Source organism: Vibrio mytili (assembly GCF_049563345.1).
Taxonomy (GTDB): Bacteria; Pseudomonadota; Gammaproteobacteria; order Enterobacterales; family Vibrionaceae; genus Vibrio; species Vibrio mytili.
On the sequence record NZ_CP110481.1, the window covers coordinates 1,255,973 to 1,282,237 of the forward strand.

General features: G+C 43.5%; 26 protein-coding genes and 1 pseudogene. 24 read left to right on the plus strand and 3 right to left on the minus strand.

Annotated features, from left to right (window positions below):
* Nucleotides 1-264 precede the first annotated feature (264 nt).
* On the minus strand, nucleotides 265-864 hold the full coding sequence (locus ONE56_RS05835) for a CoA pyrophosphatase (RefSeq protein WP_041156532.1): 600 nt from the start codon (nucleotides 862-864) through the stop codon (nucleotides 265-267).
* A gap of 193 nt (nucleotides 865-1,057) precedes the next feature.
* Nucleotides 1,058-2,431 carry an aminodeoxychorismate synthase component I gene (gene pabB, locus ONE56_RS05840; RefSeq protein ID WP_423840493.1) on the minus strand — a complete coding sequence of 458 codons (1,374 nt, stop codon included), beginning with the start codon at nucleotides 2,429-2,431 and terminating at the stop codon, nucleotides 1,058-1,060.
* 280 nt (nucleotides 2,432-2,711) lie between these two features.
* Here pabB and ONE56_RS05845 point away from each other — a divergent pair, with 280 nt between their 5' ends.
* The 8 genes from ONE56_RS05845 (at nucleotide 2,712) to ONE56_RS05880 (ending at nucleotide 10,562) form a co-directional block, all read left to right on the plus strand.
* Complete coding sequence (locus ONE56_RS05845) at nucleotides 2,712-4,229, plus strand: fumarate hydratase (RefSeq protein WP_331438230.1); 1,518 nt, start codon at nucleotides 2,712-2,714, stop codon at nucleotides 4,227-4,229.
* Between the two features lie 202 nt (nucleotides 4,230-4,431).
* Nucleotides 4,432-4,617 carry a hypothetical protein gene (locus ONE56_RS05850; protein WP_041156531.1) on the plus strand — a complete coding sequence of 62 codons (186 nt, stop codon included), beginning with the start codon at nucleotides 4,432-4,434 and terminating at the stop codon, nucleotides 4,615-4,617.
* A 189-nt stretch (nucleotides 4,618-4,806) separates the two neighbouring features.
* Nucleotides 4,807-6,183 (plus strand): YcjX family protein, encoded by a 1,377-nt coding sequence (locus tag ONE56_RS05855; protein WP_423840396.1) that lies wholly within the window; start codon nucleotides 4,807-4,809, stop codon nucleotides 6,181-6,183.
* Nucleotides 6,180-7,220 (plus strand): YcjF family protein, encoded by a 1,041-nt coding sequence (locus ONE56_RS05860; protein WP_041156529.1) that lies wholly within the window; start codon nucleotides 6,180-6,182, stop codon nucleotides 7,218-7,220. Before ONE56_RS05855 ends, ONE56_RS05860 begins: the two co-directional genes overlap by 4 nt.
* Nucleotides 7,221-7,320: 100 nt before the next feature.
* Nucleotides 7,321-8,865 (plus strand): transcriptional regulator TyrR, encoded by a 1,545-nt coding sequence (gene tyrR / locus ONE56_RS05865; RefSeq protein WP_041156528.1) that lies wholly within the window; start codon nucleotides 7,321-7,323, stop codon nucleotides 8,863-8,865.
* Between the two features lie 36 nt (nucleotides 8,866-8,901).
* Entirely contained in the window at nucleotides 8,902-9,495 is a 594-nt protein-coding gene (gene rimJ, locus ONE56_RS05870) for a ribosomal protein S5-alanine N-acetyltransferase (protein WP_041156527.1), read from the plus strand.
* Nucleotides 9,488-10,075 carry an HD domain-containing protein gene (locus tag ONE56_RS05875; RefSeq protein WP_041156526.1) on the plus strand — a complete coding sequence of 196 codons (588 nt, stop codon included), beginning with the start codon at nucleotides 9,488-9,490 and terminating at the stop codon, nucleotides 10,073-10,075. The genes rimJ and ONE56_RS05875 overlap by 8 nt, the downstream gene beginning before the upstream one ends.
* A 13-nt stretch (nucleotides 10,076-10,088) precedes the next feature.
* On the plus strand, nucleotides 10,089-10,562 hold the full coding sequence (locus ONE56_RS05880) for a DUF2947 domain-containing protein (protein WP_331438234.1): 474 nt from the start codon (nucleotides 10,089-10,091) through the stop codon (nucleotides 10,560-10,562).
* Nucleotides 10,563-10,621: 59 nt separating this feature from the next.
* On the opposite strand, the pseudogene ONE56_RS05885 reads toward ONE56_RS05880, so the two are convergent.
* Nucleotides 10,622-10,790, minus strand: a pseudogene (locus tag ONE56_RS05885) (phage integrase N-terminal SAM-like domain-containing protein); the annotation flags it as partial.
* 639 nt (nucleotides 10,791-11,429) lie between these two features.
* Between ONE56_RS05885 and ONE56_RS05890 the strand changes: the two are divergent.
* The 16 genes from ONE56_RS05890 to pheS all read left to right on the plus strand — a co-directional run bounded on the left by ONE56_RS05890 (nucleotide 11,430) and on the right by pheS (nucleotide 26,250).
* The gene (locus tag ONE56_RS05890) at nucleotides 11,430-11,708 is read left to right on the plus strand and encodes a hypothetical protein (protein WP_331438235.1); all 279 of its coding nucleotides are present in this window, start codon (nucleotides 11,430-11,432) and stop codon (nucleotides 11,706-11,708) included.
* Nucleotides 11,709-12,032: 324 nt separating this feature from the next.
* Entirely contained in the window at nucleotides 12,033-12,398 is a 366-nt protein-coding gene (locus ONE56_RS05895; protein WP_423840397.1) for a hypothetical protein, read from the plus strand.
* Between the two features lie 143 nt (nucleotides 12,399-12,541).
* The gene (locus ONE56_RS05900; RefSeq protein WP_041157111.1) at nucleotides 12,542-12,928 is read left to right on the plus strand and encodes a hypothetical protein; all 387 of its coding nucleotides are present in this window, start codon (nucleotides 12,542-12,544) and stop codon (nucleotides 12,926-12,928) included.
* Nucleotides 12,929-13,096: 168 nt separating this feature from the next.
* On the plus strand, nucleotides 13,097-13,588 hold the full coding sequence (locus ONE56_RS05905; RefSeq protein ID WP_423840398.1) for an AAA family ATPase: 492 nt from the start codon (nucleotides 13,097-13,099) through the stop codon (nucleotides 13,586-13,588).
* A gap of 29 nt (nucleotides 13,589-13,617) precedes the next feature.
* Entirely contained in the window at nucleotides 13,618-14,034 is a 417-nt protein-coding gene (locus ONE56_RS05910; RefSeq protein ID WP_245228442.1) for a DUF1090 domain-containing protein, read from the plus strand.
* A 390-nt stretch (nucleotides 14,035-14,424) separates the two neighbouring features.
* On the plus strand, nucleotides 14,425-16,353 hold the full coding sequence (gene thrS, locus ONE56_RS05915) for a threonine--tRNA ligase (RefSeq protein WP_041157110.1): 1,929 nt from the start codon (nucleotides 14,425-14,427) through the stop codon (nucleotides 16,351-16,353).
* Between the two features lie 3 nt (nucleotides 16,354-16,356).
* A complete protein-coding gene (infC, locus tag ONE56_RS05920) occupies nucleotides 16,357-16,908 on the plus strand; it encodes a translation initiation factor IF-3 (RefSeq protein WP_084735982.1) in 552 nt (183 codons plus the stop codon).
* Nucleotides 16,909-17,029: 121 nt separating this feature from the next.
* Nucleotides 17,030-17,224: a 50S ribosomal protein L35 gene (gene rpmI, locus ONE56_RS05925; protein ID WP_005377932.1), complete on the plus strand. Its 195-nt coding sequence runs from the start codon at nucleotides 17,030-17,032 to the stop codon at nucleotides 17,222-17,224.
* A 40-nt stretch (nucleotides 17,225-17,264) separates the two neighbouring features.
* Nucleotides 17,265-17,618, plus strand: a complete 354-nt coding sequence (rplT, locus tag ONE56_RS05930) for a 50S ribosomal protein L20 (protein ID WP_041157108.1) — start codon at nucleotides 17,265-17,267, stop codon at nucleotides 17,616-17,618.
* 233 nt (nucleotides 17,619-17,851) lie between these two features.
* Nucleotides 17,852-18,169 carry a heavy metal-binding domain-containing protein gene (locus ONE56_RS05935; RefSeq protein ID WP_041157107.1) on the plus strand — a complete coding sequence of 106 codons (318 nt, stop codon included), beginning with the start codon at nucleotides 17,852-17,854 and terminating at the stop codon, nucleotides 18,167-18,169.
* A gap of 432 nt (nucleotides 18,170-18,601) precedes the next feature.
* The gene (locus tag ONE56_RS05940; protein WP_423840399.1) at nucleotides 18,602-19,411 is read left to right on the plus strand and encodes a helix-turn-helix domain-containing protein; all 810 of its coding nucleotides are present in this window, start codon (nucleotides 18,602-18,604) and stop codon (nucleotides 19,409-19,411) included.
* A gap of 277 nt (nucleotides 19,412-19,688) precedes the next feature.
* The gene (locus tag ONE56_RS05945; protein WP_423840400.1) at nucleotides 19,689-20,477 is read left to right on the plus strand and encodes a TetR/AcrR family transcriptional regulator; all 789 of its coding nucleotides are present in this window, start codon (nucleotides 19,689-19,691) and stop codon (nucleotides 20,475-20,477) included.
* 200 nt (nucleotides 20,478-20,677) lie between these two features.
* A complete protein-coding gene (locus ONE56_RS05950; protein WP_423840401.1) occupies nucleotides 20,678-23,056 on the plus strand; it encodes an efflux RND transporter permease subunit in 2,379 nt (792 codons plus the stop codon).
* A 39-nt stretch (nucleotides 23,057-23,095) separates the two neighbouring features.
* Entirely contained in the window at nucleotides 23,096-23,887 is a 792-nt protein-coding gene (locus ONE56_RS05955) for an outer membrane lipoprotein-sorting protein (RefSeq protein WP_041157103.1), read from the plus strand.
* A 10-nt stretch (nucleotides 23,888-23,897) separates the two neighbouring features.
* Nucleotides 23,898-25,073, plus strand: a complete 1,176-nt coding sequence (locus tag ONE56_RS05960) for a hypothetical protein (protein ID WP_423840402.1) — start codon at nucleotides 23,898-23,900, stop codon at nucleotides 25,071-25,073.
* Between the two features lie 193 nt (nucleotides 25,074-25,266).
* Nucleotides 25,267-26,250, plus strand: a complete 984-nt coding sequence (pheS, locus tag ONE56_RS05965; protein WP_140079825.1) for a phenylalanine--tRNA ligase subunit alpha — start codon at nucleotides 25,267-25,269, stop codon at nucleotides 26,248-26,250.
* Nucleotides 26,251-26,265: the final 15 nt, after the last annotated feature.

Genomic DNA, 26,265 nt, shown 5'->3' on the forward strand with positions numbered 1-26,265 from the left:
AAACGGGTTTTTAATCACGAAAACGATGTGCCACTGGTGATTATTGCTAATGCTATCTATTAGAAAATCTAATTTTAGTGTTTTCATGTATAAAGTTAGAGCGCTGTGATTATTTAAGGCGTTGTTGATAAATAAAACTAATGTCTATGCTGTGTGGTCAGCACGATAGGAAGTGTAGGAGAGTTATATTAGGGAAGGCTGATCTGGCGACCGTTTTTGGTTTTTATCTACACGAACAGTGGTAAACAAGTCTATAGCCCCAAACTATTGTGTGATGATGTGTTTCTGCATAGATTCGATGATTTGTGCCGTCATTCCCCAGATAAAGTGCTGATGAAAAGGGATTGCAAAAACGCGATGTTGTCCGTTTCTTAACCTGAATTTTGAGCTGTAGAGTTTGTTTGGGTTTAAAAGGTGATTCGCAGGTACTTCAAATACGTATTCAACCTCGTTCGGATCGATACGCAGCTTATAGTCTGGAGAGACAAAAGCTAAAAATGGTGTCACATTAAAATAGCTAATGGTGGGTAACTTAGGTAGTTGGCCAAAAATGCGGATATGCTCATTTTCTACCCCTATCTCTTCTTGTGTTTCCCGTAGGGCGGTATTCACTAGGCTTACATCCTGAGCCTCGAACTTTCCTCCCGGAAAACTAATTTGGCCAGGATGGTGACGCAAATGTTCTGCACGTTTTGTCAGAATAACCTGTAAACCATCAGGACGATCGACGAACCCGATCAAGACTGCGGCGTCACGGAGCGGTTTTCCTTTCAAAAAGTTTAAGCGGGCGAGAGATTCTTTGTGATAACCAGTCGGCAACTGCAACTGAAAGTTTTGTAGTAACTTTGTTTTATTGATAACCACACCGCGTCCTTATGTTTCCCATCCATTAATAATTATAGAGGAGCAATGTCCGCTCTCAACTTGTTATCAAGATTATAACGATGGCGCACAGGAGTAAATCAGACATTGGGATAACCACATTTAGAGTACAAAAACGCCCCCAAGACGGAGGCGTGTTATCGGTCATCAAGCAATATTCACAGTAGAGCCGTTATCATGACTGCAATGCGGGAAGAATCTTCGACAGTTTATCCAGCGTTTCCTGATACTCGGATGCACAATCACTATCTGCCACAACACCACCGCCAGCCCAAGCATAAAGATGGTTATGTTCTGCCACCAACGTCCGGATAGTGATACTCGTATCCATACGGCCATGTCGAGAAATATAGCCAATACTGCCGCAATACGCACTGCGACGGTGTGGTTCCAGTTCCTCGATGATCTGCATGGCACGTACTTTAGGTGCTCCGGTGATAGAACCTCCGGGGAAGCACGCACGAAGCAGATCCGCTGGCGAGTATTGGATGTCTAAATTGGCGCGAATGGTGCTCACCAAATGGTGCACCGCAGGGAAACTCTCGATATCAAATAGCTTTGGTACATGAACACTGCCTGGCGAGGCCACTCGGCCAATATCATTTCGAAGAAGATCCACAATCATCAGGTTTTCTGCTTGATCTTTTTCAGCCGTTTTTAGCTCGTGAGCGTTTGCTTTATCTTGTTCTTCATCAAGGCTACGAGGACGAGTGCCTTTGATCGGTTTGGTTTCGATGACTTGATTTTTCAGTTCCAGAAAACGCTCGGGTGAAATACTTAGAATTGAAGATTCTGGCATGCGAATAAACGCTGAAAAAGGGGCTTGGTTGGCCGACTCAAGTTTGAGGTAGGCTTGCCATTCGCTACCCGTATACGCTGCATGAAAACGTTGCGCTAAGTTAATTTGATAGCAATCTCCACTCAACAAATACTCTTGTACACGATCAAAACGCGTTGCGTACGACGATTCAGTCATGTTGGATTGCCATGTTCCAGCCAAACTAAACTCGCTTTGAGGTTGGGCTGTTTGCTTGTTGAGCCAATCCCATGCTTGTGTGATGTTTTGTCCAACTAAACACGCGGTTTTCAGTTTGTGATCGACGATGAGTGCCCATTCATACAAGCCAACGGCCATGTCTGGTGTGTCAAGATCCTTCCTGGCAATCTCAGGCAGGGTCTCAACACGACGCCCTAAATCATAGCTGAAGTAACCCAAAGCGCCGCCTGCAAAGGGTAGATCCCATTCAGGGCTAAGCGTGACATGAGGTAACCATTGTTGCTGAATTTGGTTGAGTAGCGTAAATGGATCGTCACTCGATACACGGTCTTCTAACGGTGTCTTGATTTGGGTGCTCTCACCAACCGTTTCTAATGTAGCGATCGGGTTCGCAACGAGAATATCAAATCGGCTATCGATGTGGGTCTCGGAAGCGGAGCGAAGCAACATCGCCCATGGCTGGTGTTGGATGCGAGAAAACAATTCGAGAGAGAAATCTGGTGCGTAATCCAACGCTTTAAAATCAATGAATTGATTGTCCGAGTTATTCATTTTTGTAATTTGTGACAAAGAGATCGTTCACTGCATGGCATGTCATGGGCAGCAAGAGTATCATATTCCTCCGTGTAGCCAAACCTCCTCTATACAAAGGGTTCAGAGAAGGTTTTACTATAAAGAAGGCAACTTCAGTCACTCGTGTTTCGCTCTTACTCATTCGACAATCAGTCATTAAAAACGAATGTTTATAAAAATGAAGCTCATAGAGTAACCAGAATAACAAACACGACGAAGCTCAGCCGATAATGGAAGCAAAACGATAACGAGGCATGTAATGACGGTAATTCGTAAGCAGGATGTCATCAGCAGTGTCGCTGATGCGCTACAGTATATTTCTTACTACCACCCCCTAGACTTTGTTCAAGCCCTTGAAAAAGCCTACCATCGCGAAGAAAGCCAAGCCGCGAAAGATGCGATTGCGCAGATTCTAATTAACTCCCGTATGTCAGCAGAAGGCCACCGTCCAATCTGTCAGGACACAGGGATCGTAACGTGTTTTGTCAATATCGGTATGGGGGTTCAGTGGGACTCAACCGATATGACGGTTCAACAAATGGTAGATGAAGGTGTTCGCCAAGCTTATACGAATCCGGATAACCCGTTACGCGCATCGGTTCTGATGGACCCAGCAGGAAAACGTATTAATACCAAAGACAACACACCCGCAGTTGTTCACATTAATATGGTGCCGGGTGATAAAGTTGAAATCCAGATCGCTGCTAAGGGCGGCGGTAGTGAAAACAAAACTAAGATGGTGATGCTCAATCCATCTGACGATATCGCCGAATGGGTAGAAAAAACATTACCAACGATGGGGGCAGGCTGGTGTCCACCGGGTATGCTTGGTATTGGTATTGGCGGTACGGCTGAAAAAGCCGCAGTACTGGCAAAAGAATCTCTGATGGAACACATCGATATTCAAGAACTGATCGACCGTGGTCCGCAAAATGCGGAAGAAGAACTTCGTTTGGATATCTTCAATCGTGTCAACAAACTTGGAATTGGTGCACAAGGTCTTGGCGGATTGACGACAGTTGTCGACGTCAAAATCAAAACAGCGCCAACGCATGCCGCTTCTAAACCAGTGTGTCTGATCCCGAACTGCGCCGCGACACGCCATGTTCACTTTACTCTCGATGGCAACGGTCCAGCAGAGCTTACGCCACCTAAACTGGAAGATTGGCCAGACATCACGTGGGAAGCGGGTGAAAATACGCGTCGTGTAAACTTGGATACGGTCACTAAAGAAGACGTCCAACAATGGAAAACGGGTGAGACGGTACTTCTTTCCGGTAAAATTCTTACCGGTCGTGATGCCGCGCATAAGCGCATTCAGGGCATGCTCGAAAGTGGTGAAGGCCTACCAGAAGGCGTCGATCTTAACGGTAAGTTTATCTACTACGTGGGTCCAGTTGATGCAGTAGGCGATGAAGTTGTTGGTCCCGCAGGTCCAACGACATCAACTCGTATGGACAAATTTACTGACATGATGCTTGATCAGACTGGCATTATGGGGATGATTGGTAAAGCGGAGCGTGGTCCTGCGACCGTTGAATCGATTAAGAATCACAAAGCGGTGTACTTAATGGCCGTCGGTGGTGCAGCATACCTTGTGGCAAAAGCAATCAAGAAGGCACGTGTGGTCGCATTTGAAGACCTGGGTATGGAAGCCATCTACGAATTTGAAGTCGAAGACATGCCAGTCACCGTTGCGGTAGATTCAAATGGCGTCAATGCGCACCAGATTGGTCCAGATACTTGGAAAGTGAAAATCCAAGAAATGGAAGCATAATTAGGTTAGCGTTTACGTCGGGATGGCAGCACCATGTGAGCTTTTTGTTGTTCTCAAGTTTGAGAATGTGACAAGGTGCTGATTTACTTAGCAAACACTTGACAAAAGTGCAGCGAAATCTGCACTTTTTGTCTATATACTTTAAGTAAAGCTTTTCATGCATAATGGTGTGGCGTTATGCAGACAATAATTAGGAGACGGCATGCCTCGTTTTATACAAATCTTACAAATAATTCTTGCTGTTGTGGTGGGTGGCTTTGTTGGCTATGACTTGATTCTTCACGGAATCAGTATCTTTGATGAAAAATACGTCACGATTACCTGTGTACTGGCGATTATCTTGGAAATTGCGCTATTCGTTATCTTTAAGCTGATTGAAGACGATTAGGGTATTCCGCTCAGGCTTGAATAATGAGCCAAAAGTCAGAACGCCAAAGCCTCTGAAACTCATCAGGGGCTTTTTTGTTTTAGGCTGTTGCAACTTGTGGTGTGCAGTTTGTTCATCTGTGATTAATGTATGTAAAATTAGACTCATACTGGTATGACATGACAAAACGAGTGAGATAAATAAAAAAGCATGAAAAGAATAACAAAAGAAGTGAATGACTTTATCAGCCGTGGCATGGATTCCAATGTTCGAATTGCCGTTACAGGGTTATCCCGTGCCGGTAAAACGGCATTCATTACCTCGCTCGTGAATCAACTTCTTCATACGGCGACTCACGATAACTTACCGTTGCTTGTTGCGGCGAGAGATAAACGTCTGATCGGTGCAAAGCGCGAACCTCAAAGCAATATGATGGTACCTCGCTTTGCTTATGATGATGCGATCAGTCAAGTTCATGCAATGCCACCTCAATGGCCAGTCCCAACTCGCGACGTGAGTGAAATTCGTTTATCGCTCAAATATAAGCCGAACAAAACCACCAAAAAACTCTTGAGCAAGACCGCCGTACTCAACGTTGATATCATCGACTACCCGGGGGAGTGGTTATTGGATTTGCCTCTGTTGGACATGGACTTTGCAACATGGTCGGAGACGCAATTTAATGCGCTTAAAGGCCAACGAGGTGAATTAGCCCAAACATGGCTTGCTGAGCTAGATCGCGTGGATCTCAATGACACCGTGAATGAAAAGCAGCTGGAAAAAGTGTCCCACGCTTACACTGACTATTTGCATTGCTGCAAAAGCGCTGGGCTGCATTGGGTACAGCCTGGTCGCTTTGTCTTGCCTGGCGAATTATCAGGTGCCCCCGTTCTTCAGTTCTTTCCATGCAAATTTGACGCGGAAAAAAAACCTATCAAAGGCAGTAATTTAGCCATGCTTGAAGCTCGCTTTCATGAGTATCAAAACAAAGTTGTGAAGGCGTTTTATAAGCATCACTTTGCCACCTTTGACCGTCAAATCGTGTTAGTTGACTGCTTGCAGCCGTTAAATGCTGGAGATGAAGCGTTTTACGATATGCGTCAAGCGCTAGAGCAAATCATGCACAGTTTTCGATATGGACGCAGCAGCTTTTTGAGCCGGTTGTTTTCACCCAAGATCGACAAAGTACTTTTTGCTGCAACCAAAGCTGACCACGTAACCCCAGAGCAGCACCCAAACTTAGTCTCTTTACTTCAGCAAATGGTGCATCCAGCGTGGCAGACTGCCGCCTACGAAAATATAGAGATGAGCTGCATGAGTATAGCGTCTATTCAGGCTACGACCCCTGGCTTTATCAACTCTGGAGATAAAAACATTCCGGCTTTGCAAGGCACCACGCTTGATGGTGAGTCGATGACAATGTTCCCTGGTGAAGTACCTAAAAAATTACCGAACGCTGCGTATTGGCAAAACAGTGGCTTTGACTTCACCTCCTTTCGTCCAATGCCTTCGTCAATGGATGAACCAATGAAGCATATACGTTTAGATAAAGCGTTAGAGTATCTGATTGGAGACAAGCTGAAATGAATGAGTTTAAAAAGAAGCAAGTCTTCTCTGAAAAAGAACTAAAAGATGAACGCCGTAATGAGTTCGAGGAGTTGACCGCACAAAAAGCCTTCACCGATCGTGAAACGTTTGTGCCCGTCGCGGTTCAAGAAGAGCAAACAGAAAGTAATCCTGAACTGCAACTCGAACATGTGATTCGCCCTAAGCCCGGTCGCAAGTGGTTAGCAACTGGCGTGCTGACGACCTTTTCTGGCTTGGTCGGGTGGCAGGCCGTCGACTCAGTGATTACCGCGGTCCAAACGTCCGATTGGCTGGCACTAGGTTGGACTGGATTAATCACAGCGCTCGCGGGCCTTGGCGTTGGCGCGATTGGTAAAGAGCTGTGGAAGTTGCGTAAACTGAGAAATCACTTTAGTGTCCAAGAGGAAAGTGAAGCGCTTCTTCGTAGCGACAGCGTGGGAAAAGGCAAAGCATTTTGTGAAAAAGTCGCTGAGGAAAGTGGCGTACTGGCTGAAAATCCTGGCTTTGATCGATGGGCAAACAGTGTTAATCCGGCACACAGTGACGCTGAAATTCTTGATATGTATGACTCAATGGTCGTGACTCAACAAGATAAACTCGCGACGAAAATCGTTTCTCAGCACGCTACTGAATCTGCGGCCTTAGTGGCGGTCAGTCCACTTGCCGCGGCAGACATGTTGCTGGTGGCGTGGCGCAACTTTAAAATGATCGACAACCTATCAAAAGTCTATGGTGTCGAGTTAGGCTACGCGTCGCGCATCAAATTGTTCAAAGCAGTATTCGTGAACATGGCGGCGGCGGGAGCCAGCGAACTGGCAATAGATGCAGGTATGGATCTCATGTCGATGGATCTTGCAGGGAAAGTTTCGGCGCGCGCAGGGCAGGGGTTAGGCGTTGGTATTCTCACCGCACGTTTAGGTCTAAAAGCCATGGCGCTGTTACGTCCACTACCATGGCACCCTGATCGTCAAGTCAAGCTTGGTACGATTCGAAAAGCCATTGTGGCGAAAGTTGCATCAATCACGATGAAACCTTAACCAATATCACTTTTGAACGATAGCACTGCTTGACGCCATACTTTGGTTGATAGAAACTACTGTCAACTTTTCCTGACAGTTGTGAATTGGGATATTTTCAGTGCGTCTTGAAGTCTTATGTGAAGATAGACTCGGTCTTACCCGAGAACTGCTCGATATTTTAGCGTCTAAAAGTATCGACTTACGAGGTATCGAAATTGATATCAGTGGCATCATCTACTTGAACTGCCCAGATATCGACTTTGATACCTTTAGTGAGTTGATGGCAGAAATACGCCGTATTTCTGGGGTAAAAGACGTACGTAAAATTCAATTTATGCCCATGGAGCGACACAATACTGAGTTGCTCTCGTTGGTCGATAATTTACCCGATCCAGTGTTTGCCATTGATCTTAAAGGGGCTGTTGACATGGCGAATATGGCGGCGTTATCACTACTCGGGTTGGACAAGCAAGAGGTGATAGGAACGCAAATCGGAGCTTTGCTACCGAGTGTTCATTTTTCACGTTGGTCAGAGGGTGTGAATACACGTACCCGTGAAAACCTTGTCCTCGACGGATTAGATTACGTGCTGGAACTGATGCCGGTGTATATTCGAGATGAAGCGAAAAACTCGACATTAGCCAGTACTCTGATGACAATACGCTCTAGCCAGCAGGTGGCAAAAGTGGATGAAACTCTACCACTGCACAACCCGTTAGGTTTTGAGCACTTTGTTGGCTTATCTAATCGCCATAAAGCTTTAATGACCCAAGCTAAGAAGCTATCTGTTTTGGACCAACCTCTGTTGATCGAAGGAGAAACCGGCACCGGCAAAGAGATGCTTGCGAAAGCTTGTCATAGTCGTTCTGGCCGAGCTAGCAAACCCTTTTTGGTCCTGAGCTGCGCTTCCATGCCCGATGATGTTGCAGAAACCGAGCTGTTTGGTCATGCTCCTGGCTCATTTAACCACGAGCAAGGGCACAAAGGTATTTTCGAGCAGGCAAACGGCGGTACGGTTTTCCTTGATGAAATCGGTGAAATGAGTTCACACCTGCAAATAAAGCTTCTGCGATTTCTTCAGGATGGTAATTTCCGCCGTGTTGGAGCAGAAGACGAAATGCACGTCGACGTCCGAATCATTGCTTCTACCAAACACAATCTGGCCGAGTTGTCCGAAGCGGGGCGTTTTAGAGAAGATCTTTATTATCGGCTTAACGTACTCACATTAACGATTCCGCCATTACGTAAGCGGTCTAACGATGTTGCACCGTTGTTGGAATTGTTTGTCACTAAGCATGCTCAACAGTTGGGGCTCGATAAGCCAGAGTTTGATCAAGGGCTGGTGGATGCGTTGGTTAATTATCAATGGCCGGGGAATATGCGTCAGTTAGACAACATGGTGCTGCGTGCGCTCACAGAAATGGACGGGCCGATTTTGAAAGCCGAGCATTTCAACCTACCACAACCTCAGTCAGTTGGGGGGAGTAGTGCGACACTCAATTTGGATGGCTCACTGGATGAGATCATGCGAGATTACGAATCGCAGATTCTCGAGCGTTTGTACCAATCATTCCCATCAAGTCGTAAATTAGCAAAACGCCTCAATGTATCTCACACCTCTATTGCAAATAAGTTGCGTGACTATGGGATTCGCAAGAACTAAGACAAGCTCATGAGTCTATGGAAGTCGACATCTATAATGGAAGATAAAAGCTCATCCGTCGCCGTACATAAGTTGGACGGCGACTTACTGCTCAGAACTGCCGAAATTGGCGATGCTGATATGATCGCCGAGTACTTTAACACCAATCGAACGTACTTAAAGCCCTTTGAGCCTAAGCGAGAGGAGGCGTTCTTTACTGTCAACGGTTGGTTGCAAAAGCTGATTAAACTCAACGAACTACATCGCTTGGGACTCGGTTACTATTGCTTGCTCATTGATCACGAGACTCAAAGCATGCTGGGTACGATCTCCTTCAGTGGCCTGACGAGATTTCCGTTTTACTCATGCAATGTTGGTTATTCACTTTCTCAAACCGCGCAAGGGCATGGCTACATGCGTCGAGGTTTGAAAATGGCGTGTGATTACATGTTTGATGTTCAAAAAATGCATCGAATTCAAGCGGGTTATATGCCACGTAACAAACGTAGTGAAGCGGTGCTAGAGCACGTAGGATTTAACAGAGAAGGGTATGCAAAAGATTACCTGTTGATCAACGAGCGTTGGGAAGACCATATCTTAACTGCATTGATTAATCCAAATTGGCAGCCCGAGGCACGTAAACATGGATAGATTGGAAAAGCAGTTAACGCTTCTCATAGAGTTAGACCAGTTAAAAACGGTACTGCGACGTACAAGGATCAAAAGTGCTGATGGACGTTTAGAAAACAGCGCGGAGCATAGTTGGCATGTTGCTTTGATGGCGGTTTTAATGCAAGAGCATGCAAACGCGCCTGTCGATATCTCACGAGTCATGAAAATGCTCTTAATCCATGATGTTGTTGAAATAGATGCTGGGGATACGTTTGTCTACGATGTTGCTGCAGCAGAAAAGCAAGCGGAAAAAGAAAGCAAAGCAGCGCAGCGTTTGTTTGGTATACTGCCGAGCGATCAAAGTGAAGAATTACTGACACTGTGGTATGAATTTGAAGCCGCAGAAACAGACGATGCAAAATATGCCAAAGCGCTGGACCGTCTGATACCCATGCTTTTGAACTTTCATAACAATGGCCAAAGTTGGCAAGAGCACGGTGTAACAAAAGAGCAAGTGCTTACCGTAAATAAAAGAATTGAACTTGGCTCTGTTTCACTTTGGGACAAAGCCAAAGAAATGATTGAAGAAGCCACCGACAAAGGATGGCTGAAGTCGTAATAAAGGAGACTGAATGTCTTATTTGCCTTTGGACCAATACCAAAGAAAATGGATTTTTACCCACCAGTCGATGCCGGTACCGGAAGAAGACTTAGCTCAGATTAAGCCAATGACTCAGGCTCGAGCAGCTCAATTTTGGAAAGAGAACATCAGTGCTCAAAGTCCAGACATGGACAGACTAAGTGCTCAAGATTGGCCGATGAAAGACTCAAACTGGACATCTCAAACCAGTTGGATGGCTGAGTGGGAATCCGATGAGCCTGAATTACCAGAAGATGTAGAAGCACACATCGATTGGCAAGATGATGTGACGGTTTATTTCTGTTACGAGAAGTACAACATTGTCGAAACTAAATGGGCAATATTCAAAAAGCATTGGAAAAATTTTCTATTCTACGATGACGGACCAATTTTAATCGGTCGCCGCCGTTCCCAAGCCCTATGGTTTGATTCAAAGGGTAACGTCAAACTCGGTGAACGCCATTAGTTCTACTATTTAAATATTATTAAGCCACCTAATCGGTGGCTTTTGTTTTTTTAAAGGCTTGATAGTGGGCTTTGAAATTTCATATCAAGAGAAAGCGGTGTTTGGAAAAATCCCTGTAAAGAAAAACAATATAACGCTTAATCCAAAATAGGTAGCTTTCGATAGTTTGTTCGAGTAATGACGAGTTAACTTATGTTCTTTCAAGCTAAGTAGGAATTGGGATTTCATAAGGTGTAATGAATCTGTTTTTTTTATACAGTATTTTTAAATTAGCACTCACTCAGGAATTAACCTGCTTTTAACCATATAAATGCGTGTACGAGCACAGAGAGTCACACTATATATACATGAGTTTCATATACATAGGTGGTAGTATGTGAAACTAGTTTAGAGGTAAAGAAGGCGGAACGTTTAGCTGAAAGGCGGCTAAAAGCGGTATAGAAATCGTTAGGCTAATCGTGAGAAATTCATATTTCATTCCCAGTTCAAGGGAAATTGAGAAGAGAGCAAAAGTAGTACGTGTTGTAAGAATGCTACTTCAAGTCTATTTAGCAGGTAATAAATGAATATACTTCTAATGATAGCTACAGTTTTTTTGGCTAAATTTATCGGTTCACAAATGGGTTTCACCTATAGCTTATTTTCTGAACCATTCAGTCTTAAACTAGCTCTCATTGACTTTAGTTTATATGTCGTTGCTGGTGTGGTCATAAATTTTGTTTATAACAAGGCTAAACATGCATTTAAGACCTTCAGGCAGAATTAGCCTAACAAGTTATTGGACTCTCGCTCTAATGCAATTTCGACATTGGTGAAGTGAACGACATACAGAATATTAGGAAGATTGGCTTAGCTTAGGAAATATGTATGAATGATAAGTATTTTTTGTACTGGAGCAAGGTTAGGAAGCAGAGCTTTCTCGTCTGGGCTTTAAAAAGTACTGCGGTAATGGCAGTTGCCTTTGTAGTGTTTAACATTTTGATTAACTATCCGTCATCAGATGCAGAAAGCGTGTTAATGTACGTAAAAGCCAATGTCGTACAATACTCGATCTTTCCATGTTTAATGTTTTTCGTTAACTGGGGCATATGGTTACATAGAGAAAGCAAGTTTAAGGTCGAGCTACAGCGAAGAAATGTCGAATAACACATATGAGCCTTCTGCCTATCAATAGACAATACTGTTCCTTTGGCTGCGTTAGCAGCCAACCCTTCTCGAACAACAAAGTTATCTACTTCGCTTTGTCATTTCGGTCTCTCCGCTGCCTATGGCTTTTCATAGGGTCACTAGACATTTATCGATTAACCCTGACCGGCGCTATTCAAAAACAAGGCTAAACAATGGCTTTCCAAGATCGTTGTTATTAGCCTACTTTATACGTGACTTGGGTTGTGAAACTTCAAATATATTATGAAATGGATTGCACTTGGTAATAGTATCAAGGTGATCAATTTTAAAGGATGTATAGTAATGTTGGAACGCATAGAAAAAATACTAGCTCTCAATGATATTGCTTATGAAAGCAGTGAAAGTACCATGTATGTAAAACTTGGTGGTCTCAGCTCAAGGGTCAAAATTAAGTATGACTATGCGGACAACTCCTACAAATTTAGTTGTGGGGAGTTGAGAATGTTCATGTCCAGTATCATCTTCTTTTGTATGGCATTCAACACACTCTCCCAAGTTAATCTCGGGCTATGGAATGGATATGCAGCAGGCTTAATGTTTGCTATAGCCATTGGAAATCTGTTTTCAGTGATAGCCACCAATATACAAATGTTAGATTTACGAGCGCAACTCCGTCAGGAAGGTGTGTACTTGAAATCAGGCACATAACAAGCCTAGGTGATTTTTCTCGGAATACATGGAGTTGTTTGGCAAAAGCATTATGGATTAACAAAGTTACAAGTAATGCATTTAACCGGAAATGAGCGCTCAAGGTCAGTTATTACAAATCTTGGTGTAAAGGAGAAAATTACATGATTAACAGCAGTGATTTTCTATTGAGTGATGGCACTCTGAGATTTAAAAATGATGAATACCCACTATCAAAAGTCAAAGGCGTGCGGGTAAAAACGAACACTTTAAAAGACCATGTTCTCAGGGTTATTGTGGTTGGTTTCATTGTTTCAAGTATTGTTTGGGTAATATGCCCAGACGGTTTCGGGCAATTGACGGCTCCGTTATCGCTGTTGTTGGGAGCGATTGCTGGGGGGGTGTCAGCCAAAAAATATGAGCTTCAAATTGAATTTCAGCACTCAGACGAAACTGGATTGCAATGGATCTCTGTGGCTAAATCTAGTAAGCAAGCAGGATTTAAGGTTTTTGAAAATCAAGCAAAAGAAATTGGTGTAAAAATTATATAGCGAACGGCTCAAGAGGGGCGCTGCAACGTATGGCTTTTTTAGCTTAAATCGACTTTTCTATTTACTGCATATTTGGTTTGAATCGGTTTTTGTGTTTCCGGTGTTATAATATGTTTTGTGGTAGTGTGACTTACTACTCAAGCAGAAGTTAAAAGTAAAAGAGGCATTATGACTAAAGTCTATTTCGTCTGTGGGTTTATTGGCTCGGGTAAAACTACTTATTCTAAAGTGCTTGCAGATAAGTATAAGGCGTTTCGCTTCTCGATAGATGAATGGATGATTCCTCTGTATGGGGAACATATGGAACGCGAAGTTTTCGATCGTCGTTTGGCTACGCTACAAGAGTTATTCAAAGAATCTGCTCTTCAACTCTTTTCACTTGGTGTCCCGGTTATTTTCGATTTTGGATTTTGGCGAGAAGCCGACCGAGCCGCATTTATTGATTGGGCCTCGAAAGTGGGGATTGAGAGCGAAGTCCATTATCTTGATGTCCCATTTGAAACTTGCAAACAGAGAGCGTTCGCTCGAAATTCAGACTTGAATGGCAAGTCGTATGAAATGACAACAGAAATGTTAGAATTATTCTGGTCTTGGTTTGAAATTCCAACTTCAAAAGAAAATGTTGTCTGGATAAATAGAGATACTGAACCACACTTGTAACAATTTTTCCATAATATGGAAACACCTACATGAAAACAATGGACATTAAAATAATGTTAAAATCCTCATGCGTAATATTGTCAATATTATCATTTAGTGTATTTTCTTCGGAGAATTGCTTGGAGTTTTCTGGATGTGAAAGAAAATCTTGCGAAATTGAACAGAAAATACAGGAAGCTGAATTGTCTAATAATCAGAATAAGATTAAAGGGCTTAAAGTCGCTTTAGCAGAGGTAAAATCTAGTTGTAGCAACATAAACATCAAGGATGAGTTATCCGATGAGATTAAAGAAGTTCAAAATGAAATTGCTCGGTATAACGTAGATTTAGAAGAAGCAAAAAAAATTGGGAAAGAGACCAAGGTAAAAAAATACCAAAATAAAATTAAAGAAGAAGAGCGTAAACTAGAATTGCTTTTACAAGAGTTATCTGAATTAGATGAGTAAAAGCTAGCATATATATTCAAGTGACCTCAAGATGCAGGACTCAGAGCTTTATTAATCAGTTCAATCTAAATAACAGCAGAAATGGTGATTCCCTTTCAAGGTGTCCGAGAACGATTGATGAGCTTAGCGAGTATGTGATTGTTAGCTTGTGCTTACTTGTGTAATGTCAGTGCTCTAACCCTTCCACCATGTAATCGTTCAGTGCATGGTGAATATTCGATTACAAGGTCAAATCGCTCTTTGCATTCTAAATGTGAGCTATGTACAATCTGTGTTCCGATAATGGTCCGGTATTCGTGTTACCGAGAGGCCGTTAACGCTCTCCAAAATATCTTTTAATTTGAATAACATGTGTTGCTTGGTATGCAACACCACTGTAAAGGACATAGCATGCCTATAATTACTCTTCCTGACGGTAGTCAGCGTCAATTTGACAATCCAGTATCTACAATGGAAGTTGCGCAATCGATCGGTCCTGGTCTTGCAAAAGCAACCATCGCTGGCCGTGTTAATGGTAATCGCGTTGATGCGTGTGACCCTATCGAAGAAGATGCAAGCCTAGAAATCATCACAGCAAAAGATGAAGTAGACGGTCTGGAAATCGTTCGTCACTCTTGTGCTCACCTTCTTGGTCACGCCTTAAAACAACTTTATCCGCACGCTAAAATGGCGATCGGTCCAACGATTGATAGCGGTTTCTACTACGATATCGACTTAGACGAGTCTCTAACGCAAGACGATCTTGAAAAGATTGAAAAGCGTATGAAAGAGCTTGCGAAAACCAAGTACGAAGTCGTTAAGAAGAAAGTCAGCTGGCAGGAAGCACGTGATACGTTTGAATCACGTGGCGAACCGTACAAAGTGGAAATCCTAGACGAAAACGTTTCTCGTGACGATCGTCCAGGCCTTTACCACCACGAAGAATACATCGACATGTGTCGTGGTCCTCACGTTCCTAATATGAGCTTTTGTCAACATTTCACGCTATTGAATGTTGCAGGTGCATACTGGCGTGGTAACAGCGACAACAAAATGCTTCAGCGTATCTATGGTACAGCCTTCCACGACAAGAAAGCATTGAAAGCTCACCTAACTCGTCTTGAAGAAGCTGCGAAGCGTGACCACCGTAAAATCGGTAAGCAACTAGACCTGTTCCATATGCAGCAAGAAGCGCCGGGTATGGTGTTCTGGCATCACAATGGTTGGTCAATCTTCCGTGATCTTGAGGTTTTCATTCGAGCGAAGCTAGACGAATATGGTTACCAAGAAGTAAAAGGTCCACTTATGATGGATCGTGTACTTTGGGAGCGCTCTGGTCACTGGGACAAATACGCAGATGCCATGTTCACGACTTCTTCTGAGAACCGTGAATACGCAATTAAACCAATGAACTGCCCTGGTCACGTACAGATCTTTAATCAAGGTCTAAAATCATACCGTGATCTACCGCTACGTATGGCTGAGTTTGGCTCATGTCACCGTAATGAACCATCAGGTGCACTACACGGTATTATGCGTGTACGTGGCTTTACTCAGGACGACGCTCATATCTTCTGTACAGAGAGTCAGATCCAAGAGGAAGTAACAAACTGCATTAAGATGGTTTATGATACGTACCAAACTTTCGGTTTTGACAATATCGTAGTGAAGCTGTCTACTCGTCCAGAAAAACGTGTAGGTTCTGATGAAATCTGGGATCAATCTGAAGAAGCATTGAAACTGTCGCTTGAATCAATGGAAATTCCATATGAGATTCAAGAAGGTGAGGGTGCATTCTACGGTCCTAAGATTGAGTTCACGCTATATGACTGTCTAGACCGTGCATGGCAATGTGGTACTGTTCAATTAGACTTCAATCTACCAGGTCGCCTAGGTGCAACTTATGTAGGTGAAAACAATGAACGTCTTGTTCCGGTAATGATTCACCGTGCGATTCTAGGTTCACTAGAACGTTTTATCGGTATTCTTATCGAAGAGTATGCTGGTTTCTTCCCAACGTGGTTGGCGCCAGAACAAGCAGTTCTTATGAATATTACTGATAAGCAGTCAGATTATGTTCATGAAATCGTACAAAAACTGCAAAAAAGTGGAATTAGAGCAAAAGCGGACTTGAGAAATGAGAAGATTGGCTTTAAAATCCGCGAACACACTTTGAAGCGTGTACCATATATGCTTGTTGTCGGTGACCAAGAAATGGAAGCTGGCGAAATTGCAGTTCGTACTCGCAAAGGTAAAGATCTCGGTAAATTTAAAGTGGATGACTTTATTGCATACATCCAAGACGAGATTTCAAGCCGTAAGCTCAATCTGGAGGAATAAGCTATTAAAGGCGGAAGACGCGGCCAACAGCCGGTAAAACAAAACCCACACCGTTTAAACGGTGAAATTCGTGGCGTTCGTGAAGTTCGACTAACAGGTGCTGATGGTGAATCAGTTGGTGTTGTATCGATCCAAGAAGCGATTGCTGCTGCTGAAGAAGCAGGTATGGATCTTGTTGAGATTAGTCCTAACGCTGAGCCGCCAGTTTGTCGTGTGATGGACTACGGTAAATTCCTCTTTGAGAAGAGCAAAGCTGCGAAAGAGCAGAAGAAGAAGCAAAAGCAGATCCAGATTAAGGAAGTTAAATTCCGTCCTGGGACTGATATCGGAGACTATCAGGTAAAACTACGCAACCTGACTGGTTTCCTTGAAGACGGCAACAAAGTGAAGGTAACAATTCGCTTCCGTGGCCGCGAGATGGCACACCAAGACATCGGTGTCGACGTTCTAAACCGCTTGAAAGAAGATACTGCAGAAATTGCTGTAGTGGAATCTTTCCCTAGCCGTATTGAAGGTCGTCAGATGATCATGGTGCTAGCCCCTAAAAAGAAGTAATTAACGGCTCATCAAGTAATTAAAGCCTAGCCGCGTTCCTTATAATAAAGGTATATACGGCTAGGTTTTGTTCGCCCTAATTACATTGTTATTAAACTACTACAATGCGGAGTTATTCATCATGCCTAAGATGAAAACCAACAAAGGTGCTGCTAAGCGTTTCAAGAAAACTGCTGGTGGTATTAAGTACAAGCACGCTACAAAACGTCACATCCTGACTAAGCGTACTACTAAGAACAAGCGTCAACTACGTCCTAATGCAATCCTTCCTAAATGTGAAGTGGCTGCAGTAATTCGTATGTTGCCATACGCTTAATTCTTTTTAGTTATCAATCGTTTAGTTTAGGAGAAGCATAATGCCTCGCGTAAAACGTGGTGTACAAGCTCGTGCACGTCATAAGAAAGTTCTAAAACAAGCTAAAGGTTACTACGGAGCACGTTCACGTGTTTACCGCGTAGCTTTCCAAGCAATCACTAAAGCTGGTCAATACGCTTACCGTGACCGTCGCGCTAAGAAACGTCAATTCCGTCAACTTTGGATTGCACGTATCAATGCGGCATCTCGTCAAAATGGTCTATCTTACAGCCGTTTCATCAACGGTCTTAAGAAAGCATCTATCGAGATCGACCGTAAGATCCTAGCGGACATCGCAGTATTCGACAAATCTGCATTTGCAGTTCTAGTTGAAAAAGCGAAAGCTGCTCTTTAATTAGCAGTTTAGGTTTAAGAAAAGGAGAGCATTCGCTCTCCTTTTTTATTTTTCTATACCCTACAAAGTCACTTTTTCCAGTCTATGCTTGTCTCTAATCTCTGGTCAGCCCACCTCACCGTCTCCCTCACACAATAACCTTGTTTGTCGCAATAACCCTATCATTGTCTTATCTAGACCTAATTTTAATGCTAGATTAATTCAGGTAAGTTTTAATGCGCTAGGAGAATCAAATGATTTATACAACAACGGACACTATTCCCGGAAAAAACATTGCTGAAATCAAAGGGGTCGTTACAGGGAACGTGGTTCAATCTAAACATATTGGTCGTGACTTAATGGCTGGAATAAAAAGCATTGTTGGTGGGGAGATCCGCGGCTATACCGAAATGATGACTGAGGCAAGGGACATCGCAATCCAGCGCATGGTAGAAGAAGCGACGAACAAGGGGGCTGATGCTATTGTCGGGATTCGTTTTACAACAAGCTCTATTGTTGATGGTTCCTCTGAAATCCTGGCTTTTGGTACTGCGGTGAAGCTTGCAGACTAGTCGTTTATTTGCGATGACTGCATGGTATAAGTGAAGTATCAAAAAGTATGATGGGGCTTGAGTGAAAGCCTCATTTGTTAATGTCTCTTAAAAGCTTTCTGCGTCATTCTAAATCCAACTATAAACAACTCGACCAATGAGTATATGTGTGAATTATTATTCACAATACCTGTCTTTTATTGCATTGGATTATCCATGTATCTTAACGTTATTTTTCTTAGTACGCCTTTTAATGATGTTTGATTAACGCAAAGTGTGATTTTGTGCCAAGCATTTGTGTCTTTAATAAGTGATGTAGACCATAAACCTATTAATAATATCAATGAAATTGAGCGAAGTAATATGTCATGGAAATGTGAAAACTGATATATTGATGAATAATTATTATTACAATTAAATTGTAAAAACTGGTTATTATCAAAAGGAAAATGAATGCGAGATTTGACTCCTGAATATTTGCTCGCGGCTCTACGACAAGCAATTAAAACGAAAGGGCTCACATATCGAGAACTGTCAGAGAGAATGGGGATGCCTCTATCGACACTCAAAAGGCATTTGACGAGTAGTAACTTAGGGGTGGATAAGTTACTTGAGTATTGTCGCGCCGTTGATTGTACTTTAGATGAGTTACAAAAATTAGCCGACCAACTTCAAGGTGATGACGAAGATTACTTCAGTCGAACGCAAGATGAAGTCTTCTTCCAATTTCCTCGCCTTTATGATTTTTACCGCGAGCTGCGCATGCTACGAGGCAAAGACGGGTACTCAATTATTAAGAAAAAGTATGAACTAAGTGAACAGAGTATGTCTGATTACCTTAATGCTTTAGAGTTGCTTGATCTGGTTTATGTTGATGAAAACAATAACATTACACTTCACGGTCCGCTTTACTACAGTTATGCAGAGAACTCAAAGCTCAACGACAAATACACAGAAATCATTAAGAAGCAGGCGACCTCACACGATAAATGCGTTCGCGTAGCGCTAGCTCGGATGAAGATAACCGAAGAGCAACTGCTGCAATTGGAAGAGCAAGTGGCGAAAGCAGTACTTGATTTCCATTCTGAAAACATGGTGGCGGAAAACTTTGATGTGTCAGATTTTAGCAATGTTGTCTTGTTGGCAGGTCCGCATCAACCTGTCACGTTTTCTGATGGTATCACCGAAACCGAAGCGCGCTTTATCGACGATATTCGTTATGCGATAGCTTCCGCTGGAGAAAAACCAAGTTTGTCCATTTAGGACAAATCTGTCCCTCGGACTCAGCCAATATTTTTCGGAATCTGTTTACCGGAGCGTCATTGGTTGGGTTCTGGCGCTTTACCTCTTCACACTTGTTCCCATTTCTCAACAGACCCTAGATAAGTATTAGATCAGATTCATACTTGTAATACGTAATTTATGTATTATTATGACGATGTGTCATTTATGACGGTTCGTCATTTTTCATCTGGCGTTCCTGCATTGCATAATCGTGTTACAATTACCAAGAATGTGTTGGTATACGGATCAAAGGATTATGTTTAACTTTCTCAGTGAGAAGGATAGTAAGCAAGATGGGTTGTGTACTTCTTCCGGATTAACGAAAAAGCAACAGGCGATTGCGGATCGAGAGATAGAGCTGATTCAGTTGGCAAAGTCTCTGGTTCAAGAGCAAGGTTTTGCTAACTTAACGATGGATAAGCTGACAGCGGCTAGCCCTTATTCGAAGGGGACGATCTACAATCACTTTTGTAGCAAAGAAGATGTCATCTTAGCGCTTTGTATTCATTCGTTAAAAAGTGAGGCATTGTTTTTTCAGCGGGCTATTAACTTTGAGGGTAATACCCGGGAGAAAATTATCGCTATGCACGTTGGTTACCGCATCTATGCTCGTATGGAGCCGGTGCTTTCTACCTGTGCTATTGTAGCTAAGACCCCTTGGGTGCTGGAGAAAGCATCACCTAAGCGCGTGAATGAGTTGAATAACTTGGAAGAGCAGGTGATAGACGGCGCTGATGCGTTGGTCAACAGTGCTGTAGAGTGTGGAGACCTTAAGTTTTCGCCCGCAATTGGTGCTGATGCTATCGTTTTCGCCAATTGGTCTATTGCTTTTGGTTCCAATGCGCTCGCGCAAAATGCATCAAATAGCCGGTGCATTCAACGCATTCAAGACCCATTCTCGGTATTGCATAACGCGAACATGTTGCTCGATGGCTTGGGCTGGACTCCATTATCAACCGAATGGGATTACCGGAAAACTTGGCGTCGTGTCGAGCAGGAGTTGTTCGGTGACGAGCTTGCTTATTTAGAATCAGTGAATCGCTAAGTGGATAAGCCAGTCTGAGGTTAGATTGGCTTTTTAATACAACTAAGTGACGAATCGTCAAAAACTATCATTCAGTCTTGAGGCTATATCGAGGCTTATTGAGTACTGAGGGCTAAAATCCTCAACACAAAACGATGTCATGCAGCAATTGCTGTTTTTTTAGTTATTAAATTTGACGAAACGTCACAAAGGAGAGTGTGATGCCTGATCATAACGTCCACAAGAGTGAAGAAGCCGGATGGGGTAAGGTTCCAATCAAGTACAGTGTTTGGGTCGTTATGGCCACGATTATACTGATTACCATTGCAACCATTGGAGGGAAGAATCTCTATTTTCGCGGAGATTACGATATCTTCTTCGATGAAAATAACCCCCAACTGCTAGCATTTGATGAAATCCAAACAACGTTTGCAAAGTCAGATAGCCTAGCATTAGTGATTGCACCTGAGAGTGGCACCGTTTTTACGCCAACGACTTTAACTCTGATTCAAGAAATTACGGATGAAGCATGGCAGGTTCCGTATTCGACCCGTGTTGATTCTATGGCTAACTATCAACATACAGAAGCATCGGATCATGATCTCCTTGTAGAAGATTTACTCTATCAAGACTACCCACTGACTCCGGAAAGAATAGACAAAATCAAGCAAGTCGCACTCAGTGAACCGTTATTGAAAAACGGACTCGTTTCAGAAAATGGCGATGTGGCAGTGGTGAATATCACGGTGAATCTTCCAGAAGTTGATAAAACTGCAGAAGTGCAAGAGGTGGTGGCCTATATCGACAAAATGGTCGCACGTTACCAGCAAGCGTATCCCAATATGGTATTTCACAAAGCGGGTATCATCGCAATGAATCATGCCTTTATGACCGCCGCTCAAGATGACAGCTCGGTATTAGTACCAACGATGTTGTTGGTTATCTTGGTGTTTCTGACCTTGATGTTGCGTTCATTTCTGAGCGTTATCGCAACACTCATTGTGATTGTTGGCTCTGTGATGGTCACAATGGGGTTATCCGGTTGGGCGGGCATGTTCTTGAGCACAGCAACGGTAAATGTCCCTACGTTGATCATGACACTCGCAGTCGCTGACTGTGTGCACGTTATTGCCTCGATGCGTCAATCGATGCAAAACGGTATGAGTAAAGCCAGTTCTATTCAACGCAGCATTACGCTTAACTTCATGCCTATCTTGATTACTTCTGTGACCACCGCGATTGGATTTTTGATGATGAATATGTCGGATTCTCCAATCCTAAGAGACTTTGGCAATTTGTCTGCGCTAGGTGTCATTATTGCGTTCTTACTTTCGATTACTTTGCTTCCTGCATTACTTAACCTATTGCCAATTAAGGTAAAACCTTACCAAGCAGACAAACGTAAACACGTTATGGACCATTTAGGTGACTTTGTGGTGTCAAAGAGACGCACGTTGTTGCCGTTATCTGTGCTCGTCATTGCTGTGAGCGCGAGTTTGATTCCATTAAATAGCGTGAATGATGAATCGGTGGAGTACTTTGATAACAGTAACGAATTTCGCCGAGCGGCTGATTTTATGGAAGAGCGAATCAGTGGCATGACAAATATCAGTATTGCGATTAAAACCAATGAGTCACAAGGAATCGCAGCGCCAGAATTTCTCAATACCGTAGGAGACTTTTCAGATTGGTTAAGAGAGCAGCCAGAAGCGGATCACGTGGCGACACTCAGTGATGTTTATAAACGTCTGAATAAAAACATGCATGGTGACGATCAATCGTTTTATTCGTTGCCACAAGATCGGGAGCTCGCCGCACAATATTTACTCCTGTATGAAATGTCATTGCCATACGGGTTGGATCTCAACAATCAAATCAATGTCGACAAGTCGTCGCTCAAAATGGTTCTTACCGTAGAAAACTTAGGTAGTGTCGAACTTGTCGCCTTGGAAAATCGAATCTATCAATGGTTTGAGACAAACGCGCCGCAGTATGAGGTTGTAGCGTCTAGCCCTTCATTGATGTTTGCGCATATTGGCGAAACGAACATGGCCAGTATGTTGTCGACTTTGCCAATTACACTGGTGTTGATTTCTGCACTGCTAATTTTTGCGCTTCGCTCACTGAAACTTGGTGTTGTCAGCCTTGTACCTAATGTTGCTCCCGCGATCATAGGGTTTGGCATATGGGCGTTATTCTCCGGTGAAATTAATTTGGGACTGTCGGTGGTTGTTACTCTCACACTTGGCATTGTAGTAGATGATGCGGTTCACTTTCTGTCCAAATACCAAAGGGCGCGTAAGGAAGGCCAAAATGCAGAACAGGCGGTTCGTTATGCATTTCACACTGTTGGGCGAGCGTTGTGGATAACCACAGTGGTACTTGTCGCTGGTTTTTCTGTGCTTGCGATGTCCAGTTTTCGTCTTAACGCGGATATGGGGCAACTCAGCGCTATCGTTATATTCATCGCACTGGTCGTAGACTTTGTGTTCTTGCCAACCTTGTTGATGTTGTTTGATAAAGCCTCTTATGGCGATGTGGCAAATCATCACAAATTGAAATCAAACGACGCTCAAAATATCACCGCGACTCAGTTATAGCGGATCAAAGTCAATTACCACTAAGCAAAGGAGTGAACAATGAGTTTATTAAAACATGTCGTAACGGTATCGACGATCATGGTTTCATTATGTGCCAGTCATGTCTCGTTAGCGGATGAAACCAAAGGTTTAGAAATCGCAAAAGAGCGCAAAGCCCGAGATGAAGGCTGGGGAGATTCGGTAGCAACAATGGAGATGATTTTACGAAACGCTCAGGGCGAAAGCAGCACACGATTAATTCGATTGAATTCACTTGAGGTCGCCGATGACGGTGATAAAGGGTTGACCATATTTGATGAGCCAAGAGACGTTAAAGGAACGGCTTTCTTAAATCACTCGCATACGGTCGGAGCCGATGATCAATGGCTTTATCTTCCTGCACTGAAACGAGTGAAGCGCATCTCTTCACGCAACAAATCAGGGCCGTTTATGGGCAGTGAGTTTGCGTATGAGGATCTCAGCTCATTTGAGATTGAAAAGTATCACTTTAATTACCTCAAAGATGACTCGATAAACGGTCAAGATGCGTTTGTTGTAGAGCAAATTCCTACGGATAAGAACTCGGGTTATACAAAGCAAATTGTATGGGTAGACAAGGCTTATTATCGTCCTCTAAAGGTGGAGTATTATGACCGAAAGGGCACGTTGCTGAAGACCTTGACGTATTCGGATTACCAACACTATCTCGACCAATATTGGCGCGCTCACACCATGGCGATGATCAATCATCAAACAGGAAAAAGTACCGAGCTAACGACAACCGAAATGACGTTTAAGACCGGGCTAACTGATAATGATTTTCATAAAAACGTGTTAAAGCGAGTGAGGTAGTGGGGGAGACATGAAGAGATCAAACATTGGGTGGTTGCTGATTACAGCAGTCACCCTCTGCCCGGTGCCTCTAATGGCCGCTGAGCTAGCAGGTCAAGTGAACGTAGAGCATCGTCAGTTTTTTGAGCAAGGTTTGCAAGGCCAGGGAAAAGCGCAGACATCACTGGTGTTGCAGCCAGAATGGTACTGGGAAATACAAAATGGTGATGCGAGTTTTACCTTCACGCCTTTTTACCGTTTGGATAGTCTCGATGATGAGCGAAGCCATGGCGACATAAGGGAGGCTCTGTATCTTACCTATTGGGAGGATTATGAGTTTCGAGTTGGCATCAGCAAAGTATTTTGGGGAGTGACAGAGTCAGCACATTTAGTTGATGTCGTAAACCAGACGGATGCGATTGAAGCGGTGGATGGCGAAGACAAACTCGGTCAGCCAATGGTCCATTTTACTGCCTTCAAAGAGTGGGGAACCGTCCACGCCATGTTACTGCCTTATTTTAGGGAGCGCACGTTTGCGGGCAGTGACGGAAGGTTACGCACCGAACCGGTAGTGTCAGACGATGCTATGTACGAATCAAACCGAGAAGAAAAGCAGCTGGATGTGGCGCTTCGCTACTCAAAAATGCTTGGTGACTGGGACGTCGGGCTGAGTTATTTATATGGGACAAACCGAGATCCTTACTTTCGTTTTAAAGATGGTGAGCTTAAGCCCTATTACGCTCTGATGAGTCACGTAGGTCTCGATGTACAAGGTATTGTTGGGGACTGGTTATGGAAGCTTGAAAGTGTGTATCGAGATAGTGCCGATCACCATGTTGGGCTTGTCACCGGCTTTGAGTATACGGTCGTCGGTGCATTTGACACCGTATGGGATGTAGGGTTGATTGGTGAGTACCTCTATGACAGTCGTGGAAATAACGCACAAACTATTGGTCAAAATGATGTATTTGCTGGAGTTCGTCTGGCGTTCAATGACGAGGATGGAACGGAAGTGCTAACAGGAATCACTCAGGATCTCGATAACGCTGACGTATACAACGCCAAATTGGAAGCATCAAGCCGACTATCTAATCACCTTAAATGGCAAATCGATGCTTGGTTGTTCAAAAATGAAACGCCGACGGATTTGCTCTATTTCGCTCGAGATGATGACTTTATCGAGTTTTCCATTCAGTACTATTTCTAAAACAAATCCCGAATACAAAAGGGCGCAATTTAACGAAAGATGACATTTTTGACGTTTTTGTGCTCTTTTTATTCAATAACCTCTTCTTTTCGTAATTCAATTTGGCATTGGTGTCCGGTTTGGCTACTATGTACAGCTATCAAAAAACCAATCACTCCCTTATGGATACTACCAGCAGGTAGATGAGGAAACGATGCAACATCTAGAAGAGATCATTGCTAGCGCGAGCACTGCAATTGAAGCTGCCGAATCGCTAGTCGCACTTGATGAAGTGCGTGTTCAGTATCTGGGTAAAAAAGGTGAGCTCACTGCTCAACTTCAAAGCCTAGGCAAACTACCACCAGAAGAACGCCGTGAAGCTGGTCAAGAGATCAACAAAGCGAAAGGCGCTGTTCAGCAAGCGATCGCAGCTCGTAAAGATGCACTACAACGTGCTGAGCTAGAAGCGAAACTAGCGGCTGAAACTATCGACGTAACACTACCAGGTCGTCGTATTGAAAACGGTGGTTTACACCCAGTCACTCGCACGGTAGAGCGTATTGAAAAGTTCTTTGGTGAGCTCGGCTTTAACACTGAAGCGGGTCCTGAAATCGAAGATGCATTCCACAACTTTGATGCGCTAAACATTGCCGCTGATCACCCAGCGCGTACTGATCATGATACCTTCTTCTTTAATCCAGACTTGATGCTTCGTACTCATACGTCTGGCGTACAGATCCGTACGATGGAAAATGGCAAACCACCATTCCGTTTCATCGCACCGGGCCGCGTATACCGTAACGACTACGACCAAACACACACGCCAATGTTCCACCAAGTGGAAGGTATGCTGGTTGATGAGAACGTAAACTTTGCCCAATTGAAAGGTATTCTGCACGATTTCCTATGTAACTTCTTCGAAGAGGAAGTGGAAGTGCGTTTCCGTCCATCTTACTTCCCATTCACAGAGCCTTCAGCTGAAGTAGACGTGAAAGGCAAAAACGGTAAATGGTTAGAAGTTCTAGGCTGCGGTATGGTTCACCCGAACGTACTACGTAGCGTAGGCATCGATCCTGAAAAATACTCTGGTTTCGCATTCGGTATGGGTGTTGAGCGTCTAACGATGCTTCGTTACGGCGTGAACGACCTACGTGCGTTCTTCGAGAACGATCTTCGTTTCCTAAAACAGTTCAAGTAATCCAGAGGGTTCATC

Coding starts and splice junctions, on each gene's coding strand:
- pabB (WP_423840493.1), bottom strand. CDS start 2,431: ATGAATAACTCGGACAATCAATTCATTGATTTTAAAGCGTTGGATTAC.
- ONE56_RS05845 (WP_331438230.1), top strand. CDS start 2,712: ATGACGGTAATTCGTAAGCAGGATGTCATCAGCAGTGTCGCTGATGCG.
- ONE56_RS05850 (WP_041156531.1), top strand. CDS start 4,432: ATGCCTCGTTTTATACAAATCTTACAAATAATTCTTGCTGTTGTGGTG.
- ONE56_RS05855 (WP_423840396.1), top strand. CDS start 4,807: ATGAAAAGAATAACAAAAGAAGTGAATGACTTTATCAGCCGTGGCATG.
- ONE56_RS05860 (WP_041156529.1), top strand. CDS start 6,180: ATGAATGAGTTTAAAAAGAAGCAAGTCTTCTCTGAAAAAGAACTAAAA.
- rimJ (WP_041156527.1), top strand. CDS start 8,902: ATGGAAGATAAAAGCTCATCCGTCGCCGTACATAAGTTGGACGGCGAC.
- ONE56_RS05875 (WP_041156526.1), top strand. CDS start 9,488: ATGGATAGATTGGAAAAGCAGTTAACGCTTCTCATAGAGTTAGACCAG.
- ONE56_RS05880 (WP_331438234.1), top strand. CDS start 10,089: ATGTCTTATTTGCCTTTGGACCAATACCAAAGAAAATGGATTTTTACC.
- ONE56_RS05890 (WP_331438235.1), top strand. CDS start 11,430: ATGAATGATAAGTATTTTTTGTACTGGAGCAAGGTTAGGAAGCAGAGC.
- ONE56_RS05895 (WP_423840397.1), top strand. CDS start 12,033: ATGTTGGAACGCATAGAAAAAATACTAGCTCTCAATGATATTGCTTAT.
- ONE56_RS05900 (WP_041157111.1), top strand. CDS start 12,542: ATGATTAACAGCAGTGATTTTCTATTGAGTGATGGCACTCTGAGATTT.
- ONE56_RS05905 (WP_423840398.1), top strand. CDS start 13,097: ATGACTAAAGTCTATTTCGTCTGTGGGTTTATTGGCTCGGGTAAAACT.
- ONE56_RS05910 (WP_245228442.1), top strand. CDS start 13,618: ATGAAAACAATGGACATTAAAATAATGTTAAAATCCTCATGCGTAATA.
- thrS (WP_041157110.1), top strand. CDS start 14,425: ATGCCTATAATTACTCTTCCTGACGGTAGTCAGCGTCAATTTGACAAT.
- rpmI (WP_005377932.1), top strand. CDS start 17,030: ATGCCTAAGATGAAAACCAACAAAGGTGCTGCTAAGCGTTTCAAGAAA.
- rplT (WP_041157108.1), top strand. CDS start 17,265: ATGCCTCGCGTAAAACGTGGTGTACAAGCTCGTGCACGTCATAAGAAA.
- ONE56_RS05935 (WP_041157107.1), top strand. CDS start 17,852: ATGATTTATACAACAACGGACACTATTCCCGGAAAAAACATTGCTGAA.
- ONE56_RS05940 (WP_423840399.1), top strand. CDS start 18,602: ATGCGAGATTTGACTCCTGAATATTTGCTCGCGGCTCTACGACAAGCA.
- ONE56_RS05945 (WP_423840400.1), top strand. CDS start 19,689: ATGTTTAACTTTCTCAGTGAGAAGGATAGTAAGCAAGATGGGTTGTGT.
- ONE56_RS05950 (WP_423840401.1), top strand. CDS start 20,678: ATGCCTGATCATAACGTCCACAAGAGTGAAGAAGCCGGATGGGGTAAG.
- ONE56_RS05955 (WP_041157103.1), top strand. CDS start 23,096: ATGAGTTTATTAAAACATGTCGTAACGGTATCGACGATCATGGTTTCA.
- ONE56_RS05960 (WP_423840402.1), top strand. CDS start 23,898: ATGAAGAGATCAAACATTGGGTGGTTGCTGATTACAGCAGTCACCCTC.
- pheS (WP_140079825.1), top strand. CDS start 25,267: ATGCAACATCTAGAAGAGATCATTGCTAGCGCGAGCACTGCAATTGAA.